The sequence below is a fragment of the Pseudomarimonas arenosa genome, from assembly GCF_014841215.1.
Taxonomy (GTDB): Bacteria; Pseudomonadota; Gammaproteobacteria; order Xanthomonadales; family Xanthomonadaceae; genus Pseudomarimonas; species Pseudomarimonas arenosa.
This window is the reverse complement of sequence record NZ_JACYTR010000004.1, coordinates 57,686-81,052: the sequence shown is the minus strand read 5'-3', so window position 1 is coordinate 81,052 and position 23,367 is coordinate 57,686. Positions and strand designations below refer to the sequence as shown.

23 protein-coding genes and 1 pseudogene are annotated in these 23,367 nt (G+C 62.3%); 20 read left to right on the top strand and 4 right to left on the bottom strand.

Annotated features, from left to right (window positions below; all coding sequences use genetic code 11):
* Positions 1-4 precede the first annotated feature (4 nt).
* The 16 genes and pseudogenes from motD to IFO71_RS03025 all read left to right on the top strand — a co-directional run.
* Positions 5-838: pseudogene (gene motD / locus IFO71_RS03100) on the top strand (flagellar motor protein MotD); the annotation flags it as partial.
* Positions 839-937: 99 nt separating this feature from the next.
* Positions 938-1,714: a ParA family protein gene (locus IFO71_RS03095; protein ID WP_192028067.1), complete on the top strand. Its 777-nt coding sequence runs from the start codon at positions 938-940 to the stop codon at positions 1,712-1,714.
* A complete protein-coding gene (locus IFO71_RS03090; RefSeq protein ID WP_192028066.1) occupies positions 1,711-2,865 on the top strand; it encodes a chemotaxis protein CheW in 1,155 nt (384 codons plus the stop codon). Before IFO71_RS03095 ends, IFO71_RS03090 begins: the two co-directional genes overlap by 4 nt.
* A 212-nt stretch (positions 2,866-3,077) precedes the next feature.
* A complete protein-coding gene (locus tag IFO71_RS03085; protein ID WP_192028065.1) occupies positions 3,078-3,359 on the top strand; it encodes an STAS domain-containing protein in 282 nt (93 codons plus the stop codon).
* Positions 3,359-3,727: a response regulator gene (locus tag IFO71_RS03080; RefSeq protein WP_192028064.1), complete on the top strand. Its 369-nt coding sequence runs from the start codon at positions 3,359-3,361 to the stop codon at positions 3,725-3,727. The genes IFO71_RS03085 and IFO71_RS03080 overlap by 1 nt, the downstream gene beginning before the upstream one ends.
* Before the next feature lie 12 nt (positions 3,728-3,739).
* Positions 3,740-5,752 carry a chemotaxis protein CheA gene (locus IFO71_RS03075; RefSeq protein ID WP_332309297.1) on the top strand — a complete coding sequence of 671 codons (2,013 nt, stop codon included), beginning with the start codon at positions 3,740-3,742 and terminating at the stop codon, positions 5,750-5,752.
* 164 nt (positions 5,753-5,916) lie between these two features.
* The gene (locus IFO71_RS22265) at positions 5,917-8,190 is read left to right on the top strand and encodes a methyl-accepting chemotaxis protein (protein ID WP_269749959.1); all 2,274 of its coding nucleotides are present in this window, start codon (positions 5,917-5,919) and stop codon (positions 8,188-8,190) included.
* A gap of 120 nt (positions 8,191-8,310) precedes the next feature.
* Positions 8,311-8,769, top strand: coding sequence for a chemotaxis protein CheW (locus IFO71_RS03065; RefSeq protein ID WP_225444345.1), 459 nt, complete (start codon positions 8,311-8,313; stop codon positions 8,767-8,769).
* 461 nt (positions 8,770-9,230) lie between these two features.
* Complete coding sequence (locus IFO71_RS03060) at positions 9,231-9,599, top strand: hypothetical protein (protein WP_225444330.1); 369 nt, start codon at positions 9,231-9,233, stop codon at positions 9,597-9,599.
* Positions 9,600-9,678: 79 nt separating this feature from the next.
* On the top strand, positions 9,679-10,041 hold the full coding sequence (locus IFO71_RS03055; RefSeq protein ID WP_192028063.1) for a hypothetical protein: 363 nt from the start codon (positions 9,679-9,681) through the stop codon (positions 10,039-10,041).
* A gap of 45 nt (positions 10,042-10,086) precedes the next feature.
* On the top strand, positions 10,087-12,420 hold the full coding sequence (locus IFO71_RS22260; RefSeq protein WP_192028062.1) for a methyl-accepting chemotaxis protein: 2,334 nt from the start codon (positions 10,087-10,089) through the stop codon (positions 12,418-12,420).
* Between the two features lie 79 nt (positions 12,421-12,499).
* Positions 12,500-13,009: a chemotaxis protein CheW gene (locus IFO71_RS03045; RefSeq protein WP_192028061.1), complete on the top strand. Its 510-nt coding sequence runs from the start codon at positions 12,500-12,502 to the stop codon at positions 13,007-13,009.
* 181 nt (positions 13,010-13,190) lie between these two features.
* The gene (locus IFO71_RS03040) at positions 13,191-14,015 is read left to right on the top strand and encodes a CheR family methyltransferase (RefSeq protein WP_192028060.1); all 825 of its coding nucleotides are present in this window, start codon (positions 13,191-13,193) and stop codon (positions 14,013-14,015) included.
* Entirely contained in the window at positions 14,012-14,638 is a 627-nt protein-coding gene (gene cheD / locus IFO71_RS03035) for a chemoreceptor glutamine deamidase CheD (RefSeq protein WP_192028059.1), read from the top strand. Before IFO71_RS03040 ends, cheD begins: the two co-directional genes overlap by 4 nt.
* Complete coding sequence (locus tag IFO71_RS03030; RefSeq protein WP_192028058.1) at positions 14,638-15,672, top strand: protein-glutamate methylesterase/protein-glutamine glutaminase; 1,035 nt, start codon at positions 14,638-14,640, stop codon at positions 15,670-15,672. Before cheD ends, IFO71_RS03030 begins: the two co-directional genes overlap by 1 nt.
* 138 nt (positions 15,673-15,810) lie before the next feature.
* Entirely contained in the window at positions 15,811-16,998 is a 1,188-nt protein-coding gene (locus IFO71_RS03025) for a methyl-accepting chemotaxis protein (protein WP_192028057.1), read from the top strand.
* Between the two features lie 419 nt (positions 16,999-17,417).
* Here IFO71_RS03025 and IFO71_RS03020 read toward each other — a convergent pair whose 3' ends face one another.
* Together IFO71_RS03020 and IFO71_RS03015 are read right to left on the bottom strand one after the other, a co-directional pair.
* A complete protein-coding gene (locus IFO71_RS03020; protein WP_192028056.1) occupies positions 17,418-17,906 on the bottom strand; it encodes an FKBP-type peptidyl-prolyl cis-trans isomerase in 489 nt (162 codons plus the stop codon).
* Positions 17,907-17,998: 92 nt separating this feature from the next.
* The gene (locus tag IFO71_RS03015) at positions 17,999-18,835 is read right to left on the bottom strand and encodes a CHAD domain-containing protein (RefSeq protein ID WP_192028055.1); all 837 of its coding nucleotides are present in this window, start codon (positions 18,833-18,835) and stop codon (positions 17,999-18,001) included.
* A gap of 114 nt (positions 18,836-18,949) precedes the next feature.
* On the opposite strand from IFO71_RS03015, the gene IFO71_RS03010 reads away from it, so the two are divergent.
* Positions 18,950-19,978 carry a zinc-binding dehydrogenase gene (locus tag IFO71_RS03010; protein WP_192028054.1) on the top strand — a complete coding sequence of 343 codons (1,029 nt, stop codon included), beginning with the start codon at positions 18,950-18,952 and terminating at the stop codon, positions 19,976-19,978.
* Between the two features lie 4 nt (positions 19,979-19,982).
* Here IFO71_RS03010 and IFO71_RS03005 read toward each other — a convergent pair whose 3' ends face one another.
* On the bottom strand, positions 19,983-20,402 hold the full coding sequence (locus tag IFO71_RS03005; RefSeq protein WP_332309296.1) for a YbaN family protein: 420 nt from the start codon (positions 20,400-20,402) through the stop codon (positions 19,983-19,985).
* A 126-nt stretch (positions 20,403-20,528) separates the two neighbouring features.
* On the opposite strand from IFO71_RS03005, the gene IFO71_RS03000 reads away from it, so the two are divergent.
* A complete protein-coding gene (locus tag IFO71_RS03000; protein WP_192028052.1) occupies positions 20,529-21,293 on the top strand; it encodes a flagellar brake protein in 765 nt (254 codons plus the stop codon).
* Between the two features lie 246 nt (positions 21,294-21,539).
* Positions 21,540-21,779 carry a hypothetical protein gene (locus tag IFO71_RS02995; protein WP_192028051.1) on the top strand — a complete coding sequence of 80 codons (240 nt, stop codon included), beginning with the start codon at positions 21,540-21,542 and terminating at the stop codon, positions 21,777-21,779.
* A gap of 113 nt (positions 21,780-21,892) precedes the next feature.
* On the opposite strand, the gene IFO71_RS02990 is transcribed toward IFO71_RS02995, so the two are convergent.
* A complete protein-coding gene (locus IFO71_RS02990; protein WP_192028050.1) occupies positions 21,893-22,318 on the bottom strand; it encodes a CopD family protein in 426 nt (141 codons plus the stop codon).
* 184 nt (positions 22,319-22,502) lie between these two features.
* Between IFO71_RS02990 and IFO71_RS02985 the strand changes: the two genes are divergently transcribed.
* Positions 22,503-23,348, top strand: a complete 846-nt coding sequence (locus tag IFO71_RS02985) for an AAA family ATPase (RefSeq protein ID WP_192028049.1) — start codon at positions 22,503-22,505, stop codon at positions 23,346-23,348.
* Positions 23,349-23,367: the final 19 nt, after the last annotated feature.

Here is a 23,367-nt window from a genome sequence, read left to right as displayed (position 1 = left end):
CCCGATCATGGCTCGCCGCAAGCACCACGAAGAACACGCCAACCACGAAGCCTGGGCCATTCCCTACGGCGACCTGATCACCCTGCTATTGGCCTTTTTCGTCGTGATGTATGCGATCTCCTCGGTCAATGAGGGCAAGTATCGCGTGCTGTCCACCTCACTTAACGCGGCGTTCGGCGGCCCGCAGACGCGACTCAATCCGATTTCGGTCGGTGACAACTCGGGTGGCGAAAGCAGCCGCCGCGGCCCGATCATGCTCAATGGTTCGGCCGGTATCGTGTCGCCCTTTCCTACCCGCCTGGCGCCGCGCCTGCCGCCGGTCGGCCGTCAGTTGGATCGACAGCTGCCGCAGCCCATGCTGGCCGCCGACCGTCATCAAGTCGGCCGCGCCCGCGACGAACTCAACACCATCAGCAACAAGATCGAGACCGCCCTGGGCGGGCTGATTGAACGTGGCCTGGTGGAAGTGAAGAAAACCGATCTGTGGGTGGAAGTCGCGATCAAGTCCGACATCCTGTTCGAGAGTGGCGTGGCCAAGCCGAACCAACAAGCGGTTCGCGTGCTCGGCCTGCTGGCAGACTCGCTGATCGGCACACCCAATCCGCTGCGCGTCGAAGGCCATACCGACAATCGTCCGATCTCGACAGCCTTTTTCCCCAGCAATTGGGAACTGTCCAGCGCCCGCGCCGCCAGCGTGGTGCGCATCTTTGCGGACCAGGGTGTTAATCCCGATCGAATGTCGATCGTCGGCTATGGTGAACGTCGGCCAGTGGCCGATAACGAGACCGTGGAAGGCCGCAATGCCAACCGCCGTGTGGTGGTGGTGATCCTGGCCGATATCCAGCCCACTGACGACGGCGATCTGGAGAGCACAGTCGACGACACAACGGGTATGCTGACACCCAGCGAAGACAACGATCGCAACGGAGGGTGACGGATGCGCATATGGACCGTGGCCAACCAAAAGGGCGGTGTGGGCAAGACCACCACAACGCTGGCTCTGGGAGGCCGACTGGTAATGCGCGGCTTCCGTGTTCTGCTGCTTGATCTCGATCCGCATGCGTCGATGACGCAGTCCTTGGGCATCCCCGCCGAACCCCCGCCGCAAGGCATTCTTGAGCTGTTCGACGAACCGCCGCTGGGCATACTCGATGTGATGCGAGACACACCGATGGCCGGCCTGCATCTGGTCGCCGGTCAGGCCGGACTGGCCACGCTGGAGCGTCGCGCGGGCACCCGCCCCGGGCTGGGCCGGGCGCTGGGCCGGGCGTTGGAACAGGTGGCGGATCGCTACGACTATGCGCTGTTGGACTGCCCGCCAACCCTCGGCTTGCTGATGGTCAATGCCTTAGCCGCCGCCGATCGACTGGTGGTACCGACGCAAACCGAACCGCTGGCGCAATTCGGCCTGCAGGGCATCGCCCGTACCGCCAGCATGGTGAGCCGTTCACGCAGTCGTGGCTTGCCGATGTCGATACTGCCAACGCTGTACGATCGACGAACGCGAATTGCCCAGGACACCTTGACCGAAATGCGGGCGCGTTTCGAGGGCTCAGTCTGGAATGATGCCATTCCAGTTGACACCCGCCTGCGCGAGATCAGCCAATTGCTTGGTCCGGATCCCGGCGAGAACGGGCCCCGCGGCCTGCTGGCCTACAGCAGAGCGCTGGACTGGCTACTGGCCTGCGACCACCTAGGGGAGGCGGTGGGATGAGTGGCAAAGATCTGATTGACGACTACCTCAGCGAGCTGATGGACGACCCGAGCAAGGGCGGACCGGCGTCGAAGGCTGATTCGGACGTCGCTTCTGAGCCAGCGGGTTCACCGGAACCACCCGAACAGGAGGTCTCCCCCACTGCGCCCGCCGAAGCGGAGCCCGCGACTGAAGACAGCGAGCAGCTGACTCAAGCCGACACAGGTGGCGGCGATCCCCTCGCTGCTTTTCGCGAGGGCTCGGCCAACGTCGATGACGCTGAATTCGAGGCGATGCTGGATGCACTGAACGGCAAACCCCAGGACGAACCAGCGCAGCCGGCGCCCTCAGGCGATCCCTTGGCGGCCTTTCGTGATGGCTCATCGGACATCGGCGATGATGAGTTTGAGGCCATGCTCGACGCCCTGCAGGGCAAGCCGGCCGCGCCGCCGCCCGCTGCGCCAGCCAGCCCACCGACAGCCGCTGAACCCGTGGGCGATCCGCTGCAGGCCTTTCGACAGGGCAGCGACGACATTGGCGACGACGAGTTCGAAGCCATGCTGGATGCGCTGTCAGGTCAAGCTCCGGTTGCGCCGGCCAGCCCGTCCGCGCCCCCTGCACCTGCCGCCCCTGCACCGGCAGCGCCCCCTGCAACAGCGGTTGCCGCGGCGCCCGCGCCGGGGCGGGCGCTGTCCGAGCTTACCGGCCCCTTGCAGGCCGAGCCGCCTGAGCGACGGCGCCGCGCCGAGGACAAGGTCAGCTCCTGGTTGCGCTTCAATGTCGACCGTCAATGCTTTGCGGTGGAAGTACTCAAGGTACAGGAAGTGCTGCGCGTGCCCACCATCATGCCGGTCCGTGGAACCGGCGACGCCATGCTGGGGGTGATGAATCTGCGTGGCCAGATCGTCCCGGTGATGGATACCGGCGTGCGCCTGGGCTTTGGTGCCGTGGAAGTATCCGAAGCCAGTCGGGTCATCGTGCTGGAAGAAACCGGCGAAGCGCTCGGCCTGCTGGTGTCGGCGGTGGCCGACGTCATCAACATTTCCGACCTGAAGGTCGAACGCATCAGCGGAACGCCCTCCCTGGTGAACTCAGAAGTCGTGCGCGGTATTTCCCGCCGCGAAGGGGCGATCATCATTCTGCTCGACGCCACTCGCATGCTGGCGTTTTGAATGGCCACCCGCCCGCCCGTTCGGCCCATTCAGCAAGACTCAGGCAGTCAGCACGAGCACCTCTGTTTTCACTCCGCGTGCATGGCCTTCATCGACGTGAAACTCTATAGTGCAGCTACAAACCCGTGGCTGGTTGCGCCTACACTGCAACAACCGCACACTGGGTTGGACGCGACGATCCGCTTCGGTGAAGGAACAACGGGAGTGCGATGATGCCGATCGAATTGGGCTCTGATATGGGAATCGAGAAGGCGGGTGATCTCAAAGACTCCCTGCTCGACGAACTGAATTCCGACGGCCTGCTGGAAATCGATTGCTCACAAGTCGAACGCGTCCATTGCGCAAGTCTGCAAGTGTTGACGGCCTTTGTGCGCGAACGCCAAGCTCTGGGCCACAAGAGCAGAATCATTGAACCCTCAAGCGTTTTCAACGACGCTGTCAACGTACTAGCCCTGAAGACTGCGCTCGGCATGACCGAGCCCGGAGACCACTGATGAGCAATCTACGCATTCTTGCCGTTGATGACTCCGCCTCCATGCGACAGATGGTGGCATTCGCCCTCACCTCGGCAGGCTTCGATGTAGTCGAGGCGGAAGACGGCGTGGTGGCCTTGGAGAAAGCCAAGCAAGAGAAGTTCAACGCGGTGGTAGCCGACGTCAACATGCCGAACATGGACGGCATCACCTTGATTCGCCATCTGCGCCAACTGCCGGACTATCGTTTTACCCCCTTGCTCATGCTCACCACCGAAGCCGGACTGGACAAGAAACAGGAAGGCAAGGCTGCAGGCGCGACCGGCTGGCTGGTGAAGCCGTTCAACCCCGAGCAGTTGGTCGCCACATTGCGCAAAGTCCTGGGCTAAGGAGCCGTCGACGTGGATCTCTCGCGCTTTCATGCCACCTTCCTGGCGGAGAGCCGGGAGGGTCTGGATGCCATGGAGGCCGGCCTGCTCGATATCGAGTCCGGCCGCGCCGATGGTGAAACCATCCACACCGTGTTTCGTGCGGCGCATTCGATCAAGGGCGGCGCCTCCACCTTCGGCTTCACCGAGATCGCCGGCCTCACCCATGTGCTGGAGACGTTGCTCGACGAGATGCGAGCCGGCAAGCGCGAACCCGACACAGAATCACTGTCGGCCTTGCTGCAATCGGTGGACGTACTTCGCGCCCTGCTCGATGTCGCGGAACGCGGAACCGAGCCCGATCGCGCCTCAGTGCAAGCTTGCCAGTCGCGGCTTGAAGCAATTCTGGGCGGAGGTCACAAGGCCGCCGCCAAACCCGCGGCCGCGGCGGCACCGAAGGCCGCCGAAAGTGCCGGATGGAACGTAGTGTTCAAGCCGCACGAATCGATGTTCATGAGCGGCAATGACCCGCTGCGAATCATGCGCGAGTTGGAACGTCTGGGCGAAATGAAGGCGGAGTGCAGCTTCGAACGCCTGCCCAAGTTTGCCGACCTCGATGCCTTCCAATCTCACCTGTGGTGGAAGGTGGAGCTGAAAGGCGACATCAAGAAAGCACAGGTCGAAGAAGTGTTCTCCTGGGTGGAGGACGAATGCGACCTTGAGATCAGCCCGCTGCAAGCACTGGTAGTAGCCGCCCCGGCGGCTGCCGCGCCTGCCCCACCGCCGCCCGCACCGGCACAGCCGCAAGCGGTAAAGCCGCAGCCAGTGCCGCAGGATACCCAGGCGGCCTCCGCCGGGGCGGGCGGTGCGACCGAGGGCACCCTGCGCGTGCAGGTGTCGAAAGTCGATGCTTTGATCAATCTGGTCGGCGAACTGGTCATTACCCAGGCCATGCTCAAACAGGCCGGCAGTGAACTCGACCCAGGCCAGTACGAGCGCCTGCTGGCCGGATTGGTGCAGCTTGAGCGCAATACCCGCGACTTGCAGGAGGCGGTGATTGGTATTCGCATGCTGCCGGTGGGCTCGGTGTTCAGTCGTTTCCCGCGCCTGGTCCGCGATCTGTCAACCCGACTGGACAAGCAGGTCAAGTTGAAAACGGTCGGCGAAGCCACCGAACTTGACAAAGGCGTTATCGAAAAGATTGCCGACCCCCTGGTCCACCTGGTGCGCAATTCGATCGATCACGGATTGGAAACCACCGCCGAGCGCGTCGCTGCCGGCAAGTCCGAAGCCGGCACCATCACCCTCGCCGCCTCCCACCAGGGCGGCCATATTGTGATCGAGGTCAGTGACGATGGTCGCGGCCTGAATCGCGACAAGATTCTGTCCAAGGCCATCGAGCGTGGGCTCAGCGTGCCGGAGAATCCGACGGACACCCAGGTGTGGGAGTTGATCTTTGCCCCCGGCTTCAGCACGGCCGACCAGGTCACCGACCTGTCCGGCCGCGGCGTCGGCATGGACGTGGTGCGCAAGAATATTCTCGCCCTGGGCGGCGAGGTGGGTATCGAAAGCCGGGCCGGCAAGGGCACCAAGATCACTGTCCGACTGCCGCTCACGCTGGCCATTCTCGATGGCATGCTGGTGCAGGTCGGCGGTGAAACCTTCGTGCTGCCGCTCGGCTTCGTCATTGAGGCACTGCAGCCGGAATCAGCCAATATTCGCACCGTGCAGGCCGACTCTCGCGTGCTGAAAGTGCGCGGCGACTATCTGCCGCTGTTCAGCGTGGCGCGCTTGTACAAGATCGAAGAAGAAGCCGCCAACGAACCCATGGTCGTGGTGGTCGAAAGCGACGGCAAGAGACTGGCGCTGGAAGTTGACGCCTTGCTCGGCCAACAGCAGGTCGTGGTCAAGAACCTCGAAGCCAACTACCGGCGAATTCCCGGCATTTCTGGCGCCACCATACTGGGCGACGGCCGGGTAGCGCTGATTGTTGATGTGGGCGGGCTGGCTCGCGGCGTCACCACGCAACCCGCGGCGAACCAGTAGGGTGCTGCAACTGGGCTGATCCGACGGCGGTCCGTTGGCTGAAACCAGATTGAGAAGCCGACTTTCCACGGTCCGAATCTATCATCCGTTGATCCGGCGCCGCGGCTGAGCCCAAGACAACAACACTGCGCCGATCGAGCGTAGCTGAGGGAGGATGCAAGGCCATGCGATGGAGCTTCAGAACGCAACTATGGGTACTCAGCGGCGCTGGCATTGCCGGCATCGTGTTGATGGCCATTGTCGGCATCATCGGTCAGGCGCGCCTCTCGGGCGCCTCCGAGCGACTTGAGTTTGCCGGTCGTGCGCTGTCCGTCCATCAGCAAGCGGTTCTGATGCACGCAGCGCTGCGCGCCGACACCCAGGAAGCCATGGTGGCCTCGTTCCTGGCCGACCCCGCCACCGGCGATCGCTTGGCCGGCGCCCTGGTGAGCGACGCCGAGGGACTGCGTGGAAGCCTGAAAGAACTGCTGGAGCTCGGTCTCGACGAAAGCATCGTCACTGACATCAAGGCGCTTGAACAGCCGGTAGAGGAGTACATCACTCAAGCCAACGACATGTTCAAGATCGCCACCGAGGAAGATCCCTACTCGGCGTCCAGCATCACGCCGGTATTCGCCAATGCCTTCCTGGCGGTCGACGAAGGGCTGAAGGCACTGAGCGAGAAAATCGGTGCCTATCAGTCCGAACAAGTAGAGCTGATCAACAGCACCAAGAACTGGGTACGCGTGTTTCAGCTGCTCGCCCTGGTGATCTTTGCCGGCGCGGTGGTGTTCATCGCCCTGGCCATCATTCAGCAGGTGATGAAGCAACTCGGTGGCGAACCTGGCTACGCCGCTGAAATCGTTCGACGCATTGCTTCGGGCGATCTTCATCGCGAGGTCAAGGTTCATACCAGCGGACAGTCGCTGCTGGGTGACATGAAGGCGCTGCAGCAACAGCTGGAGGGTCTGATCAATGCGCAGGTGGAGCTCGGCAAGAAATTCGCTCAGGGCGAAACCGATGCGCGCCTGCCAAGCGAGGGCTTGCAGGGCGGGTATCGCGAAATGGCCACGGCGGTCAACACCATCGCCGATGGGCTGATGGAAACCCAATCAGCGGTACTCGATGTGGTGCGGCACTACGCCCGCGGCAACTTCACCGTCGACATGCAGCGCCTGCCCGGCAAGCAGGCGCAGATCACCCACGCCATGGATGAGGTGAAGACACAGCTGTCGGCGGTCAAGGATGACATCCTGCGGCTGTCTGATGCTGCCGGACGCGGCGACTTCCGCGCCCGTGGCGACAGCTCGCGCTTCGAGTTCGACTTCCGCGAAATGGTCGCGGCGCTGAATCGCCTGATGGAACAAGCCGACGCCGGCCTCACCGACGTCGGCAACCTGCTCGGCGCGATCGCCAAGGGCGATCTGGCGCAGTCGGTCGAACAGGATTACGAGGGCGCGTTTGGCTCACTGGCGGACGACGCCAACGCCACGGTCCGTCAGCTACGCCGCATCATCGAACGGATCAAGGAAACCACTGACGCCATTCAAACGGCGGCGGGTGAAATCGCCGACGGCAACTCCGACCTCTCGGTGCGCACCGAACAGCAAGCCGCCAATCTGGAAGAAACCGCTTCGTCGATGGAGGAGCTCACCTCGACGGTGAAACAGAATGCTGAGAACTCGCGGCAGGCACGTCAACTGGCCGTGGGTGCCGCGCAGGTGGCGGCGCGCGGAGGTGAAGTGGTAGGTCAGGTGGTCACCACCATGCAAGGCATCACCGCCTCCTCGAAGAAGATCGGCGACATCATCGGGGTGATCGATGGCATCGCCTTCCAGACCAATATCCTGGCCTTGAATGCAGCGGTAGAAGCTGCGCGTGCCGGGGAGCAGGGCCGTGGATTTGCCGTGGTCGCATCGGAGGTACGCTCCCTCGCCCAGCGCTCGGCGGAGGCGGCAAAAGAGATCAAGGGCCTGATCGCTGAGTCGGTAAAGACGGTGCAAACGGGCGCTGATCTGGTCGACGACGCCGGCAAGACCATGCACGAGATCGTCGCATCAGTACAACGGGTCACCGACATCATGAGCGAGATCTCGGCTGCCAGCGAGGAGCAGTCCGCAGGTATCGAACTGGTCAATCAAACCATCGCACAGATGGATGAAGCCACTCAGCAGAACGCTGCCCTGGTTGAAGAAGCCTCTGCCGCGGCCCGTGCGCTGGCCGAACAAGCCGATCGACTGGCAGACGCCGTGGCCGCCTTCCGGCTGGCCGCGAATGACCAGGTCGGCACCGGCTTCGGCCTCGATGATGAGCAGGACGACGACGATGCCGAACTCGACTCAACCCAGGATGGCGAGCAAGACGAAGACGACGCTACCGTCGATGATATCGATCAGAGCGCGGACGACGAGCAAGATCAGGATGAAGCAGCAGATGACGACCAGGACGATCGCAACTAGCCCGCCCCAAACAAGGCGGCTGGCAACGATCAAACAGGAGATCGCGGCATGAGCGGGGCAATGGTTCAATCAGGCGGCGCTGGCCAGCTGCGTCGAGTCGAAGCGCAGGCCGACCACGCCATGCTGGATGACTACGACGAGTACCTCACCTTTACTCTGGACAAGGAAGAGTACGGTGTCGACATCCTGAAAGTGCAGGAGATCCGCGGCTACGACGCGGTGACACGCCTGCCCAGCTCACCGAACTGGATCAAGGGCGTGATCAATCTGCGCGGCGCGATCATTCCGGTGATCGACATGCGCATCAAATTCAAGCTCGGCGAGCCACACTACGACGCGTTTACCGTGATGATCATTCTGAATGTCGGCGGCCGCGTCATTGGAATGGTGGTCGACGCGGTGTCCGACGTGACTCGGCTTACCGCAGCGCAGAAGCGGCCGGCGCCCGAGCTGGGCGGCGGCATCGATGCACGATTCATCTCCGGCATTGGCAGTATCGACCAGCGCATGCTGATCTTGCTGGATATAGAGCGAATGATCTCAAGCCCCGAAATGGCCTTGGTGGACGATGACGACTAACGCGGTGTTGAGACACCAGATTTCAGCAGCTTGTTAAGGCGCGTGATGGACGGCGCGCACGGGAATCCGGCAGGCAAGTGCTTGATTCCCGCCAAAGGTGGCGCGGCTTTGCCGTGACCGTTTGCGCGGAAGAATCTCCAGGAAGGAGCTTTTTCAGCAACCTGCGAGTGATGTCGGTTTTGCTTTGTGAACTCAACGTCAAGAAATATCACTCATTTTATGCGCGTGGCTGCTCACACCGAATGTGCACTCTGCGCGAATGAGGCAAGGAATTCAGTCGCCTACGCCGGTTCCTTGTTCAAAACTGTGAGCCAAGGCAGAACTCCTGCTTTCGACGACATCTGGTGCTGGTGTTCTGGTTACCGACGCGTTTCAATAGAACCAAGATCGGTGCGCCATCGAGCCACCGGCGACGTTTCACCAGATTTTGATTTATGGCCAATACGGCCAAGGAGCGGAGCATGAACAAGCGGGTAATCTGTGCCCTGGCAATATGCCTGGTTTCGAGCGGGGCCATGGCCGCCGGCCCGACGATCGGCGCCGACAACGCATCGAGTTTCATCGGCAAGGACGCCACGGTATGTGGCAAGGTCGACAGTGCCAAGTACAACGAGAACTCGGACGGTCAACCCACCTTTCTCCATCTGGGCGGCAAGTTTCCGGTGCACAAGTTCGCCATCCGCATCATGGGCGAGAATCGCGGCAAGTTCACCCCACCGCCGGAAGAAAACCTTGGTCGCATGGTCTGTGTAAGCGGGCGGGTCGGTCGAGCGGCGGGCAACCGGGCCGAGATGGAAGTGGTCGACCCGAGCGAACTGCAACTTCTGTAAGCGAGACGCGGAGTCATCGCATGGGCGAGAAAAATCCTCATCGATGTCCGCAGCTCAAATCCAGAGATTCGATATGCGAATGGTTCCACTGATGTTTGGTAGCCTGTTTCTTGCGCTTCCATCAACGTTACCGGCGCAGCAGACCGTCGGCGCCGGTGGCGCGGCGGCGGTGGTCGGCAAGGGGGCCACGGTGTGCGGCAAAGTGGAAAGTTATCGCTATGAAGAAAACTCCGATGGCCAGCCGACCTTTCTGCATTTCGGCGGCGCCTACCCCAACCACACCTTTGCGGTGCGGATTGCGGGGGACGATACGCCCAAGTTTCAGCCCGCGCCCGAGGCATTGGTCGGGCAGATGATTTGCGTTACCGGCACGGTTGCCTTCGCTCAAGGCAACAAGCCAGAGATGGTGATCAGTTCACCGACGGAACTCACCCTGATGTAAGCGGGCTCCGCGAGCCGGTTTCGACTACTTGCAAGGATGTCTCACATGGACTGGTTGAACAACTTGAAGCTCAGCTATCGGCTGTGGATTGCCTTCGGCCTCGTCACTGCGCTCACCATGATCCTGGGGTTTGTGAGCTACCGTGCGCTCACCGACCTCGACGCGGAAGTGACTCACCTGGCCAAGGAAAACATGGCCGAGCTGGAAAGCGCAGCCCGCCTCGGCTACATAGTCTCGCGACATCGGATCCAGAGCTTCACCCTGATCGTGCCCAGCTCCGAGTCTGCCAAGCAGGCGGCGCGCGAAGCTCAGGCGGCCCGAGTGGCACAGTTTGACGAGACCTGGCAGAAGCTGACCGCCCTCCCCGCCAATTCCGAGATGGAAGGCCTGCGTGCACAGGTCGCGGAGAATTGGGAAGCCGTCAAGGCCAAGACTGAAGAGATCGACAGCTGGCTGCAGATGGCCGCCGAGGAGCCCGACGAGAACGGCGCTCCCAATCCGGAGCTGGTCGCCGCCGCCGTCAGTGAAACCATCGGCGAATCGGGTGCGCTGTTTGACAAGTTGACCCAGTCGATCGATCTACTGGTTGAGCAGACGACCAAAGCCGCCGTCGCCGCTGAGGCCGATGCCCATGCGAGCTACTCAGCAGCCTCCAAGACCATTATCACTGTACTGGTGATTTCTGTGCTGATCTGCGCCATTGCCGCGGTGGTGGTATCGCGCAGCGTGTCGACTGGCGTACGCGACGCGGTGCGATTGCTGGGTGAAATCGCCGGCGGCAAGCTGGACGGCAAAGTCGATGTTAAGCGAAAGGACGAGATTGGCGAACTCAACGTCGGCATGGCAAAGATGCAGACCACACTGCAGTCCTTTGTCGACGCCGAAATCGAAATGGCCAAGCAGCATGAGGCCGGCATGCTCGATCACCGCATACGTGCGGAGGATTTCCAGGGCGCCTATGCCGATATGGCGCACGCGCTGAATGAGCTGGTGGCCGGCCAGATCGACACCATGTCAAGCGCCGTCGCCTTGATGCGCCGCTACGCCGTCGGCGATCTCAGCCAGGATATGGAACCACTGCCTGGTCAGAAAGCGCAGATCAGCGATGCCATGGTTCAAACCAAGGCCAACCTGCAGGCGGTTAACGCCGAGATCCAGCGCCTCGTTCACGCCGCCGCCGAGGGCGACTTCTCGATGCGCGGCAACGAGCAGCAGTTCCAGTTCGCTTTCCGCGAGATGGTGCTCGGACTGAACCAGTTGATGCAGCAGGCCGACGCCGGCCTGGGCGAGGTCGGCCGATTGCTCGGCGCCCTGTCGCGCGGTGACCTCACCGTGCGCGTCGACAACAAGTTCAAGGGTGCCTTCCATACGCTGGTCGACAACGCCAATGTCACGGTGGAACGCCTGACCGATATCGCCCGCGACATCGGCCGCTCCAGCGAGTCGATCAATGTCGCCGCCAGCGAACTGTCGGCCGGCAATGCCGACCTTTCGACGCGCACCGAGCAGCAAGCGGCCAACCTCGAAGAGACTGCCTCGTCGATGGAAGAGCTGACCTCGACGGTGAAGCAGAACGCCGAGAATTCGCGACAGGCGCGGCAGCTGGCGGTCGGCGCCGCCGACGTGGCCGCCCGTGGCGGCGAAGTGGTGGGTCGCGTGGTGTCCACCATGAACGAGATCAGCGCATCGTCCAAGCGCATTGAAGACATCATTAGCGTGATCGATGGCATCGCCTTCCAGACCAATATCCTGGCATTGAACGCGGCGGTCGAAGCTGCCCGTGCCGGCGAGCAGGGTCGCGGCTTTGCGGTGGTGGCCTCCGAGGTGCGCTCACTGGCACAGCGCTCAGCTGACGCGGCAAAAGAGATCAAGGAGCTGATCGCCGATTCGGTCATCACCGTCGAATCCGGTTCGGCCCTGGTCGCACAGGCCGGCAAGACCATGGACGAGATCGTCAGTTCTGTGCGTCGCGTGACGGACATCATGAGCGAAATTGCCGCCGCCAGTGATGAGCAAAGCTCGGGCATCGAACAGGTCAACCAGACCATCGTCCATATGGACGAAACCACCCAGCAGAATGCCGCCCTGGTGGAGCAAGCCTCGGCGACGGCGCGCACCATGGAAGAACAGGCAACACAGCTGGCCAAGGCCGTGTCGGTATTCAAGCTGACCCAGGATGTGCTGGCCAAGCGGCCGGCGGTCAAGGACAGCAAATCGGGCTCGGTGGCCAGCAGCCCCGCCCCGTCCGTGCCAGCCAAGCCTGCCGCAACGCCGCCGAAAGCAGCGCCCAAGCCTGTGCCCGTGCCGACTGGCAAGCCGGTACCGAAACCGGCCCGCGCTGCCGGCAAGCAGGATGAGAGTCATTGGGAAGAGTTCTAAGCCGGCAGGTAGACCTGCTTTCGCAAACGACGCGAAAGAGGCTGACTATCGGACGCACCGCAAGGCAAGGAGTTAACTGATGTCGCAACAACATGCTTTGCAAGTCGCCGGAGATTCGGCTCGAGGACCGGCTGCCGCTTCCGGCGAATACCTGACCTTTGCTCTAGGCACTCAGCAATACGGAGTGGATATCCTCAAGGTCCAGGAAATCCGCGGCTACGACGATGTTACCGCGATTCCCAACACACCCAACTTCCTCAAGGGTGTGATCAACCTGCGCGGCACTATCGTGCCTGTGCTCGATCTGCGGCTGAAGTTCAATCTCGGTGAAGCGCACTACGATGGCTTCACCGTGATGATCATTCTGAATCTGGCTGGGCGCATAGTCGGCGTGGTGGTCGACTCAGTGTCGGATGTCGTCAATCTGGCCGCCGAGCAGGTGCGCGCCGCCCCCTCGCTGGGCAGCGCCATCGACGCCCGCTACCTGGTCGGGGTCGGCATCGTCGAGAAGCGCATGATCCTGTTGATCGACATCGAGCGATTGCTGGGATCGGAAGAACTGGCCATGCTCGACAAAGCCACAGGATAACGACCACTCGGCCCGTTGAACGATTCACAGGAGACACGGCAGCAGCAACTCCATCGGCACAGCCATTCGAGGAACGCGGAACCGTGACCACCCAGCTTTTCCAGGCAGCAATGGCAAACCCGCCCGGTGCCGGCGAAAGCGCCGCCCGACTCACGCGTTCCGGCGCCGATCGAGGTGCCGCGTGAATCGGGAGTTCGATTTTTCCGAGCGTGACTTCCGCCGTGTGTGCCAGCTGATCTATCAGCGCGCCGGTATTGCGCTTGCCGACAGCAAGCGTGACATGGTGTACAGCCGACTATCGCGACGGCTTCGCACTCTGGGTCTGCGCAGCTTCCAGGCCTACCTCGATCAACTGGAAAGCAATGGTGGCGACGAATGGGAAGCCTTCACCAATGCCCTTACCACCAACCTGACCAGCTTCTTTCGCGAATCGCACCATTTCGACATCCTGCTGCAGCACCTGAGCGAGCGCCGTGGGCGCGGTCAACTCAGAATCTGGTGTGCAGCCGCCTCCACCGGTGAGGAGCCCTGGAGTCTGGCCATCACCGCCTGTGAAGCGTTTGGCAGCATGACGCCGCCGGTTGAGATTCTAGCCTCCGATATCGACACCCAGGTGCTGGCCACCGGCGAGCGTGGCGTCTATCCCTTGGAACGGATCAAGGGCCTCAACACGGCGCGGGTGAAGAGCTTTTTCCAGAGAGGCACAGGTCCCCAGGAAGGCATGTGCCGGGTGCGCAACGACGTGCGACCGTTGATCCGCTTCTTTCAGCTCAATCTGCTTTCGCCCAGCTACGCGTTGAAGGGGCCTTTTGACGCCATCTTCTGCCGCAATGTGATGATCTATTTCGACAAGCCGACGCAGCGCGGAGTGCTCGAACGAATGACCCCCTTGCTGGCACCCGATGGACTGCTGTTTGCCGGTCACTCCGAGAGTTTTCTGCACGCCGCCGATCTGGTGCGGCCCTGCGGTCGAACGGTTTACTGCCGGGCTGACGCGCCGAAATGAAACTTCGCGCCGCCCGAGCCTTTGACCCGGTAGCCAATGCGCGATCGCGAGCCTCTCCCCTGCTCTATCGCGACACTCAACTGAATGCCGATGTGGTCAAGGTATTGCCGGCCGAGTATTTCTGCACCGAGCGCGACCTGGCGCTGATGACGGTACTCGGTTCCTGTGTCGCGGCCTGCATTCGCGACCCGATCGCCAAGGTCGGCGGGATGAATCATTTCATGTTGCCCGACGGCGAGGTCACCGACGGTGTACCGGCGCGATATGGCAGTCACGCCATGGAACTGCTGATCAACGAATTGTTGAAGCATGGCGCAAGCCGGCAACGCCTGGAGGCCAAGGTATTCGGCGGCGGCAATGTGCTGAAGGGGTTCACCTCACAGCCGGTCGGCACGCGCAACGCTGAGTTTGTCATCGCCTATCTCAGCAATGAGCGAGTGCAGGTGATTTCGCAGGACCTGGGTGGCATCCACCCGCGCAAGGTGTGCTTCTTCCCGGTCACCGGTCGCGCCCTGGTCAAGCGCTTGCCGCACGCCCACGACGACGTCGTGGCGGCCGAAGAGAGCGCGTACAAGAGTCGTCTGCAGGAAACCCCAGTATCCGGATCCGTGGAGCTGTTCTGATGGCCATTCGCGTCTTGATCGTCGACGACTCTGCCTTGGTCCGCCAGTTGCTTACCGAGGTGCTGGATGCCGACCCCGGCATCGAGGTGATCGGTACCGCTGCCGACCCCTTCATTGCCCGCGACAAGATCAAGCAACTCAATCCTGACGTGCTCACGCTGGACGTCGAGATGCCGAGGATGGACGGTCTCAAGTTCCTGGAGAACCTGATGCGTCTGCGGCCGATGCCAGTGGTGATGGTATCGACCCTGACCGAAAAGGGTGCCGATGTGACCATGGCGGCGCTGGAGCTGGGCGCCATCGACTTCGTCACCAAACCCAAGCTCGATGTTGAGAAGGGCCTGCGCGAATACGCTGGCGAGTTGATCGAGAAGGTAAAAACGGCGGCTCGCGCGCGGGTGTCATCGGCCAAGCGTCATGACGCGCCGAAGACGCCGATGGTGCTGCCGACCACCTATCGCACCACCGATCGTCTGATTGCGATTGGCGCCTCCACCGGCGGCACCGAAGCCTTGCGCTATGTGTTGGCGCAGTTCCCGCCCAATGCCCCCGCCGTGGTGGTTGCTCAGCATATCCCCGGCGGATTCTCACGCGCATTCGCTCAACGGCTCGATCGCGAAACCCCGCTTACCGTGTACGAAGCCAGCGATGGCCAGCCGATCACACCCGGGCATGCCTACGTCGCTCCCGGCGGCTACCACCTGCGGGTCGAACGCAGCGGTGCACGCTGGTTTTGCCGCATCGGCGAAGACGAGCCGGTCAATCGCCACCGACCCAGCGTCGACGTGCTGTTCAAGTCGGTAGCAGGCGCCGCGGGCAAGAACGCAGTGTCAGCCATCCTTACCGGGATGGGCGACGATGGCGCACGCGGAATGCTGGCTTTGCGCGACGCGGGGGCGTATACCTTGGCACAGGACGAAGCCAGTTCGGTGGTTTGGGGCATGCCGGGCAGCGCGGTGAAAATGGGGGCGGTGATGGATATCGTGCCGCTGGAGCAGGTGGCAACACGCCTACTGCAGCAGGCCGCAGAATGAACGCTGCCAAGCTTGCCCCGAGCGCACACCCTTGTGGCACACTGCTACTGAGCCCATTGGCCCTTGGCAGCAGCAAGACAGCTAAAGACCTAGTTAATCAGGCCGATATGACTCACTGAGGCGAACATAGGACGAGCCATGATCAAGAGGATCTCGCAATATCTCAGTCCCGGCATTGTTTTCACCATCGCGGTGATTATCGCAGCGGTGACCGGTCAGTCGAGTGGCCTGCTAGTTGCGCTATCGGCGCTGTCACTGATCGCATGGACAGCCGGCGCGGTCTTCCTGGCGCGCAATTCGCGACGACACACGCCCGAAGAGTCGAAGCTCTTGCGTGAACAAGATGCCCTGCTGCAGGAACTGCGCAGCTTCGTCGCCCGCGAGCTGGAAGGCAGCCGCGGTGAGATCAATCGCACCAAGACCCTGATTCGCGATGCGGTGGCCACTCTGCAGCGCAGCTTCGATGCCATGGCCCGGCACTCACGTGAACAAGGCAGCTCGGTATCGAAGATCGTCGATCGTACCGGCGACCGCGACGGTGACGTTGGCATGCAGCGCTTCGCCATGGAAGCCAGTCGCCAGATGGAACAGCTGGTTCAGGCCCTGGAAGAGGTCAGCGGCCAGAGCGCGCAGACCGTCGAACACATCGACACCATGGTCGAGCATCTGGACGGCATTTTTGCCCTGCTCGAAGACGTCAAGTCGATTGCTGACCAGACCAACCTGCTTGCACTCAACGCCGCGATCGAAGCGGCGCGCGCCGGTGAAGCAGGCCGTGGCTTTGCCGTTGTGGCCGACGAGGTGCGCAATCTGTCCGAGCGTTCGACCGCGTTCAACGAGCAGATCCGCAAACTGGCCCACAGCTCACGCGACGTCGTCACCAAGGTGCGCGATTCTGTCCAGCGTATGGCCTCACGTGATATCACCCGCTCGCAAGAAGCCAAACACGAGTCCGCTCGCATCATGCAACAAGTGGGCACGCTGAACTCGGTGATCACCTCGGGTATTCAGGAAATCCGCGCGGCGGGTCAATCCATCGACAGCTCGGTCGGCGAAGCGGTGCGCTCGCTGCAGTTCGAGGATATTGCTACCCAGGCGCTGGGCTCGGCCCTCACTCACATGGAACGACTGCAGGCAATCAACAGCGAAGCCACTGCCTTGCAGGAACTGTTGCACCGCAGCGGCGGCCCCCGCGACGCCGAGCTGTTGAGCGCCATGCACGCCATCTCGCGCCGCATTCACGAGGTGAAGGAAGAATGGGCGCGTCCGCCGCACAAGCCGGTGTCGCAGGTAGACATGGGCAGCGGCAGCATCGAGTTGTTCTAAGCGCGTCAAGCCGCGAAGGATCTTAGGGTGCGCCTTGGGCGCACCAATGCAGCCCAACGAGGTGGGGCTGACCCTGACCCGGGCGTTGGTGCGCCGAAGCGCAGTCGCGCAGTCGCGCAGTCCAAGACTGCTTGCTAGCCCGGATATTTCATGAGGGGGCGCGGATGATCACCGAGGACTTTGCGTCGAGTGCAAGGCGCGACGAGCCCAAGTGGTGGGCCCACTTGGGCGAGAAGCAACGCGGCAATCGGCGCAAAGGACCGGTGAGGGCCGTGCCAGCGCCGAAAGATCGCGAACACTCTGTTATCTCAACACCATCGGTCGAAACTCTCGCCCCGCTTGGAATTGCCGGATCTTTCGGCGCGACCTCATGAAATATCCGGGCTAGCACTGTTGCCCGCAAGCGGGCCGCACCTCACTCAGTCGTGCTGATGACCACCCGGGCCATGGGCATGACCATGCGCCTTCTCTTCTTCGGTCGCCTCGCGTACGTCCACCACCTCGACGTTGAACTTCAGCGTCTTGCCCGCCATCGGGTGGTTCAGATCGACATCGATCACGCTGGCGCCCACTTTGAGGACGGTGACCAGTCGCGGGCCCTGCGAGGTGCTCAGTACCGTCTGCATGCCGGGCTTGAGGCGAGCGGCATCGCGGAAGTATTTTTTCGCCACGCGCTGCTTGAAGCCTTCGCGCAGTTCGCCATAGCCCTCGGCCGGCCGCACGGTGACCTCAAAGGTGTCGCCCTCGGACTTGCCGATCAGGGCATTCTCCAGGCCAGCAATCAGGCCGCCGCGTCCGATCATCACCGCCAATGGCTCGCCCCGCTCGCGTGAGGTTTCCAGCTGTTCACCACCGTCCTCGAACACGGTGTAGTGAAAACGAACGATGTGGTCTGCTGCGATGTTCATACGGCTCAACTCCAATGTGGGCGGGCATCGTATGACGATTCGGCTCGACCTACAAACGGCGGATCCTGAGGCTCCCCGGGTGGCGCCTAGCCTCAAGCCAACGCAGGCTGGGCGCGTTCCTTCCGGGCGAAGCAACGCCGTAGCCAAGCCGCCAATTCTCCATCATGTTCGCGTACTCGCTCGCGACGGGCACTTCGCAGCGTTCGCCGCAATTCGGCCACGGTCGCTGGCTCATCCAGGGTGTGCACCGCTTCAGCTGACAACCAGAGATCACCCTCACGGCCCAGCCGCTTGCCCAGGTCGACCAACACAGAGGCCAGCGCGTCCCGCCCACCCAGCCATTCCTGACGCAGACGACGCATCGCCGCATAGCGCCTCACCTTGCAGCGCATTCGATGACGCAGCACCCGACGATCCAGGCCAAGCGCGCCAACAATGGCCTTGCGCGCCTTCTTGCGCGCTCGTTCCAGGCTTGCCTGCAGATCCTCGGCACGCAGGGTTGCCAGTGAGACGCGATGCAAACGCCCGTGCAAGCGGGCAAGATCGGCCTGCGCGCGGTGCCAGAACGGGTCCGAGAACCCCAGCCAAACCTCGTCCAGCCTGGCCTGCAAGCCTTCGCACACCTGCGTCAGCAGCTCGCAATCATCGGGCGATCGGCCAGCCAGTTCACGCGCCAGATCAAGCCGCACAGCCGCATCACGCAGCCGGCTGAAGCGACGTCGAAAGCGCTTGATATCGCGCTCCAGCTTGGGCAAATGAATGGGATCGACATCGCACAGCAGGTGAAGCATGGCGCGCAGTCGCTGCAGCGACTTGCGCAGCTGGTGCACGGCCTTGTCCCGCCCCTTGCCGCGTCGCCCTGCCTTGGCGAGCTCACGCTCGCTTTGAGCGCACTCGCGCTGCATCGATTTTTCGACCCGCTTCTGCATGGGAGGCCTGACGCTGAGCACTCGAAACGCACCATGCCACGGCGCCGTTCGCCGTACCATCTCCAAACCGTGAAAGCGGCGCCCCGGCAGCGAAGTTCTGCCATGCTTGCCGCAATGAAACGGATCGTCATCCAGCGTCCGGGCGGCTATGAAGCATTGCGACTGGAATCGGTGCCGGAGCCGGTCCCTGGTCCCGGACAAGTTCGCATCCGTTGTGCGGCCTGTGGACTGAACTATGCCGACAGCATTGTGCGCATGGGGCTGTATGCCTCTGCCAAGCAACTCCACGGCTACCCGATAACGCCTGGATTTGAGGTGGCCGGCACGATCGATGCGATTGGCAACGACGTGGACCCGGCTCGGCTGGGGCAAGCTGTCCTGGCATTGACGCTGTTCGGGGGCTACGCCGAATGCGTGGTCGTCGAGGCCAACGCGGCATTCGCCATCCCCTCCCGTGTCTCGCCACTACAGGCGGCCACCTTGCCGACCGTGTTTCTCACCGCTTGGTTCATGGCACATCGCCTGATGTCGCCACGAACCGGGCAACGTTGGCTGGTGCATTCTGCTGCGGGTGGTGTGGGCTCGGCCCTGGTGCAGCTGGGCCGACTGGCCGGCTGCGAAGTGATCGCTGTGGTCGGCTCAGCGCACAAGCGCCAGCATGCGCAGGCGCAAGGCGCATCAGCCGTGATCGACAAGAGTAGCGAGCCGCTTTGGCCGACCGCCCGAGAGCTTGCGCCCGGGGGCTACCACGCGATCTTCGATGCCAACGGCGTCAGTACGCTGGCGGCCAGCTATGCCCACCTGACCCCCACCGGCGTACTGGCCATCTATGGATTTCATTCCATGCTGCCGCGCAATGGTCGGCTGAACTGGCTGCGACTGGCCTGGGACTGGCTGCGCACGCCGCGTTTCAACCCGCTCGATATGACCCAGGCCAACAAGAGCGTGGTGGCGGCGAATCTCAGCTTTCTGCAGTCGGAAAGCGAGTTGCTCAGCGAAGGCATGCACTGGCTGTTGTCACAGTTTGAGGGCGGCCATCTACAGCCGCTGCCGGTGGAGACCTTCGGCTTTGAGCAGGTGGCCGCCGCGCAGGCGCGTATCGAGTCTGGATCGAGCGTCGGAAAACTGGCGCTGCTTCCCTGACGGCTCAGCCCTGACGTGCATCGGCAACGGCCGGGTCGGGTCGGCGCCACAGCCACACCGCCACCACACCCATCGATACCACGGCCGCGGCCAGACTCCACCCTGGCACTTCGAGCAGCCAGAGCACGGCAGCACACAGGCCCATGGTACCCAGGGCGAACCACTTGGCCCGCCGACTGACCGCACCCTGGGTCTCCCAGTCGCGAATGGCCGGTCCAAACACGGCATGTTCGATCAGCCATGTGCGCAGCCGCGGCGAACCTTTGGCCGCACACGCCGCCGCCAGCAGCATGAATGGCGTGGTCGGCAAGCCGGGCAAGATGACTCCCAGCAACCCCAGACCGAAACAAAGCCAGGCCAGTGCAGACCATAGCCAACGGAGACGCCTGCGATCCGGCGCATTGGCAACAGGCTTGACCTTCACCCAGACCTCCATCGAATTGCGGGCGACACAGCAACGGTGGGCGGACGGCTTCCGCTACCATACGATAGAGCCTTGCGCATGCCTTTTGCATGTCGCTTCGTCACTATGAACGCCCTACCGAGAATCATGACCGATCAGCCCACCATACGGGTCAACAGCCAGTTCGGAGTCGACGACCACCAGACCATCGTCGTGCTGTTGAATCGCATGATAGAGCAGCGCGCCATGCTGGAAGCAGCGGTTCCCGGCGGCAACGCCGCCCTGCTCAGTGCGGTGCTGCACGTGGACGAGAAACACGATCAGGTGTTCCTCGATGCCACGCCGCACGCCGATGTCGAACGCGTGGTGATCTCGCAACCAAGCGTAGCGTTCAGCGCACGGGTTGACCGGGTCGATGTGCGGTTCATCACCGGCCCACTGGAAAAGACCCGCTTCGAGGGCATGCCAGCCTATCGCGCGCCGATCCCCGACAAGATGACCTACATGCAGCGGCGCGAATTCTTTCGCATCGAGGTGCCGGCGCGCCATCCGGCCTACTGCCAGGTCATGGTGCCGGCCGGCGACGACTTCCCGCCACGCGAGCTGCGCACCCGCATTTACGACATCAGCGGAGGTGGCGTCTCCCTGTTCATCCCTCCCGGCACCGACGACATCCTCACCGGCGGCGCCCACTTCGGCGCCTGCAAGTTGCTACTGCCTGAGCACCAACCGGTGCTAGTGGGATTGCGCGTGCGACGCAAGTTTCGCACCAGTCGCCGTCAGGCGATCAGTCAGATCTGCGCCGGCTGCGAATTCGTCGACCTGCGCTCCACCGCACAAACCACGGTGCAACGCTATCTGATGCGCCTCGATCGTGAGCGCATCCAACTGGATCGCGAGCAAGGATTGTGACGCAGCCACGCGGGACTTCGTCCCGTCCTGACCCCAATGGGCCCGCCATTGGGGCTCGTCGCGCCTTGCACTCGATGCAAAGTCCTCGGCGATCAGCCGCGCCCTCTCATGAAATATCCGGGGCTGCTGATATCCACCGATCGAGAATGGCGCTAAGCTTTCGCCTATGGCCCTGAGGCGACGCCGCGCTTTTAGCCCTCTGGTCCGAGAGTGAGAGCTCTGACGCGCATGACAGGAGTGACTGCGATGTACAACCGAAAGATTGCGAAACTGCAGCACCTGGGACTGGCTCTTTTCCTTGCCGCCACACTGCCATTGAACGCCCAGGCCGGTGTGACACCCTTTGCCACCACCAACCCAGATGCGGTGACTAAGTTCGCTGCTTGGTGGACTGGTCTGCTCAGCAAGCTCTACTCGGCGACTGGCATCAAGGGAGATGAAGAAGGCGGCAGCGTTGACCCGGAAACGGGCGACCCGTTGCCATAGACTAGCCCGCATTTCTCATACCGCCGTCGAGACGCCGTCGTGGCGCGCGCGGCGGCGACCCGGAAATTAGCCGGTGCTCTCTCCGACATCGAGATGGTTTGACCAACGAAGCCTCAGAACGGCTTGGCCAACACCAGATAGATCACCGGCAATAGCAGAACCACCGGAATCTCATTGAACCAGCGCAGGGCCCGACTGCTCGGCAGCGCTGCGCCGCGCTCGGCTCGCTTGGCCCAGCGGCCAGCGATGATGAAATGCGCCAGCATCAAGCCAATCAAGAGCAACTTGGCATGCAGCCAGCCGCCTTTGATGTCGTAGTACAGCCATAGCACCAGGCCGAGAATGAAGGCCAGGCCAAACATATGGTGACCAAACCGATACAAGCGCCGCGCCATCAACAGCAACCGCGCCCGGACCGCCTGCGGATCCTGATCGGACGCCGCCTCCGACACATTGACCAGAATGCGCGGCAGGTAGAACACCGTCGCCATCCAGGCGATCACGAACAACAGGTGAGCGGTTTTGGTTAGGACGTACATGGGCGGCCCGTGGATTTGTGATTGGTGATTGGTGATTCGTTAAGAGCGCGACGGCCGTCTCCGTGCGACACTCAGCGCCTGTCGGCCTTCGCGCCGCTACCTTATCACCCCGCGCGCGAGCTGCATGGTCTTGCGAGCATCTCAACGAATCACCAATCACAAATCACCAATCACGACTGCAACAATGACATTCCAAGGCACCGATCGTTACGTCGCCACCGACGCCCTCAAGCTCGCCGTCAATGCGGCTATCACTTTGCAGCGCCCCTTGTTGATCAAGGGCGAGCCCGGCACCGGCAAGACCCTGCTGGCCGAAGAAATGGCGCGCGCGCTGGGCGCGCCGCTGATCACCTGGCATGTGAAGTCCACCACCAAGGCGCATCAGGGGCTGTACGAGTACGACGCCGTCAGTCGTCTGCGTGATTCGCAACTCGGCGATCCGCGGGTCGAGGACGTGCGGCACTATATTCGCCGCGGCAAGCTGTGGGAGGCCTTCGAGTCAGAACAGCGTGCCGTTTTGCTGATCGACGAAATCGACAAGGCCGATATCGAGTTCCCTAACGACCTGTTGCAGGAACTCGACCGGATGGAGTTCTACGTCTACGAGACCGACGAGACCATCCGCGCCAGGCATCGACCAATGATCGTCATCACTTCGAACAACGAGAAGGAGCTGCCGGATGCGTTTCTGCGCCGCTGCTTCTTCCACTACATCGCCTTCCCCGATCGCGAGACGCTGGAACGGATCGTTCGGGTGCACTACCCCGACATCGACTGTCATCTGGTCGACCGTGCCATTGAGTGTTTTTTCGATCTGCGTGACGTGCCGGGCCTGAAGAAGAAGCCCAGCACTTCTGAACTGATCGATTGGCTGAAACTGCTATTGGCAGACAAGATTCCGGTCGCCGCCCTGATCGAACGTGACCCGACCAAGGCCATCCCACCGCTGTACGGCGCCCTGGTCAAGAATGAACAGGATGTTCAGTTGCTGGAACGCCTGGCCTTTATGCATCGGCGGGCGAGTCGCTAGTAGGCTCCTTACTCGCCGG

Bases quoted from the DNA above. Each gene is read 5' to 3' on its own strand.
- IFO71_RS03095 (WP_192028067.1), top strand. From the start codon at position 938: ATGCGCATATGGACCGTGGCCAACCAAAAGGGCGGTGTGGGCAAGACC.
- IFO71_RS03090 (WP_192028066.1), top strand. From the start codon at position 1,711: ATGAGTGGCAAAGATCTGATTGACGACTACCTCAGCGAGCTGATGGAC.
- IFO71_RS03085 (WP_192028065.1), top strand. From the start codon at position 3,078: ATGCCGATCGAATTGGGCTCTGATATGGGAATCGAGAAGGCGGGTGAT.
- IFO71_RS03080 (WP_192028064.1), top strand. From the start codon at position 3,359: ATGAGCAATCTACGCATTCTTGCCGTTGATGACTCCGCCTCCATGCGA.
- IFO71_RS22265 (WP_269749959.1), top strand. From the start codon at position 5,917: ATGCGATGGAGCTTCAGAACGCAACTATGGGTACTCAGCGGCGCTGGC.
- IFO71_RS03065 (WP_225444345.1), top strand. From the start codon at position 8,311: ATGCTGGATGACTACGACGAGTACCTCACCTTTACTCTGGACAAGGAA.
- IFO71_RS03060 (WP_225444330.1), top strand. From the start codon at position 9,231: ATGAACAAGCGGGTAATCTGTGCCCTGGCAATATGCCTGGTTTCGAGC.
- IFO71_RS03055 (WP_192028063.1), top strand. From the start codon at position 9,679: ATGGTTCCACTGATGTTTGGTAGCCTGTTTCTTGCGCTTCCATCAACG.
- IFO71_RS22260 (WP_192028062.1), top strand. From the start codon at position 10,087: ATGGACTGGTTGAACAACTTGAAGCTCAGCTATCGGCTGTGGATTGCC.
- IFO71_RS03045 (WP_192028061.1), top strand. From the start codon at position 12,500: ATGTCGCAACAACATGCTTTGCAAGTCGCCGGAGATTCGGCTCGAGGA.
- cheD (WP_192028059.1), top strand. From the start codon at position 14,012: ATGAAACTTCGCGCCGCCCGAGCCTTTGACCCGGTAGCCAATGCGCGA.
- IFO71_RS03030 (WP_192028058.1), top strand. From the start codon at position 14,638: ATGGCCATTCGCGTCTTGATCGTCGACGACTCTGCCTTGGTCCGCCAG.
- IFO71_RS03025 (WP_192028057.1), top strand. From the start codon at position 15,811: ATGATCAAGAGGATCTCGCAATATCTCAGTCCCGGCATTGTTTTCACC.
- IFO71_RS03020 (WP_192028056.1), bottom strand. From the start codon at position 17,906: ATGAACATCGCAGCAGACCACATCGTTCGTTTTCACTACACCGTGTTC.
- IFO71_RS03015 (WP_192028055.1), bottom strand. From the start codon at position 18,835: ATGCAGAAGCGGGTCGAAAAATCGATGCAGCGCGAGTGCGCTCAAAGC.
- IFO71_RS03010 (WP_192028054.1), top strand. From the start codon at position 18,950: ATGAAACGGATCGTCATCCAGCGTCCGGGCGGCTATGAAGCATTGCGA.
- IFO71_RS03000 (WP_192028052.1), top strand. From the start codon at position 20,529: ATGACCGATCAGCCCACCATACGGGTCAACAGCCAGTTCGGAGTCGAC.
- IFO71_RS02995 (WP_192028051.1), top strand. From the start codon at position 21,540: ATGTACAACCGAAAGATTGCGAAACTGCAGCACCTGGGACTGGCTCTT.
- IFO71_RS02990 (WP_192028050.1), bottom strand. From the start codon at position 22,318: ATGTACGTCCTAACCAAAACCGCTCACCTGTTGTTCGTGATCGCCTGG.
- IFO71_RS02985 (WP_192028049.1), top strand. From the start codon at position 22,503: ATGACATTCCAAGGCACCGATCGTTACGTCGCCACCGACGCCCTCAAG.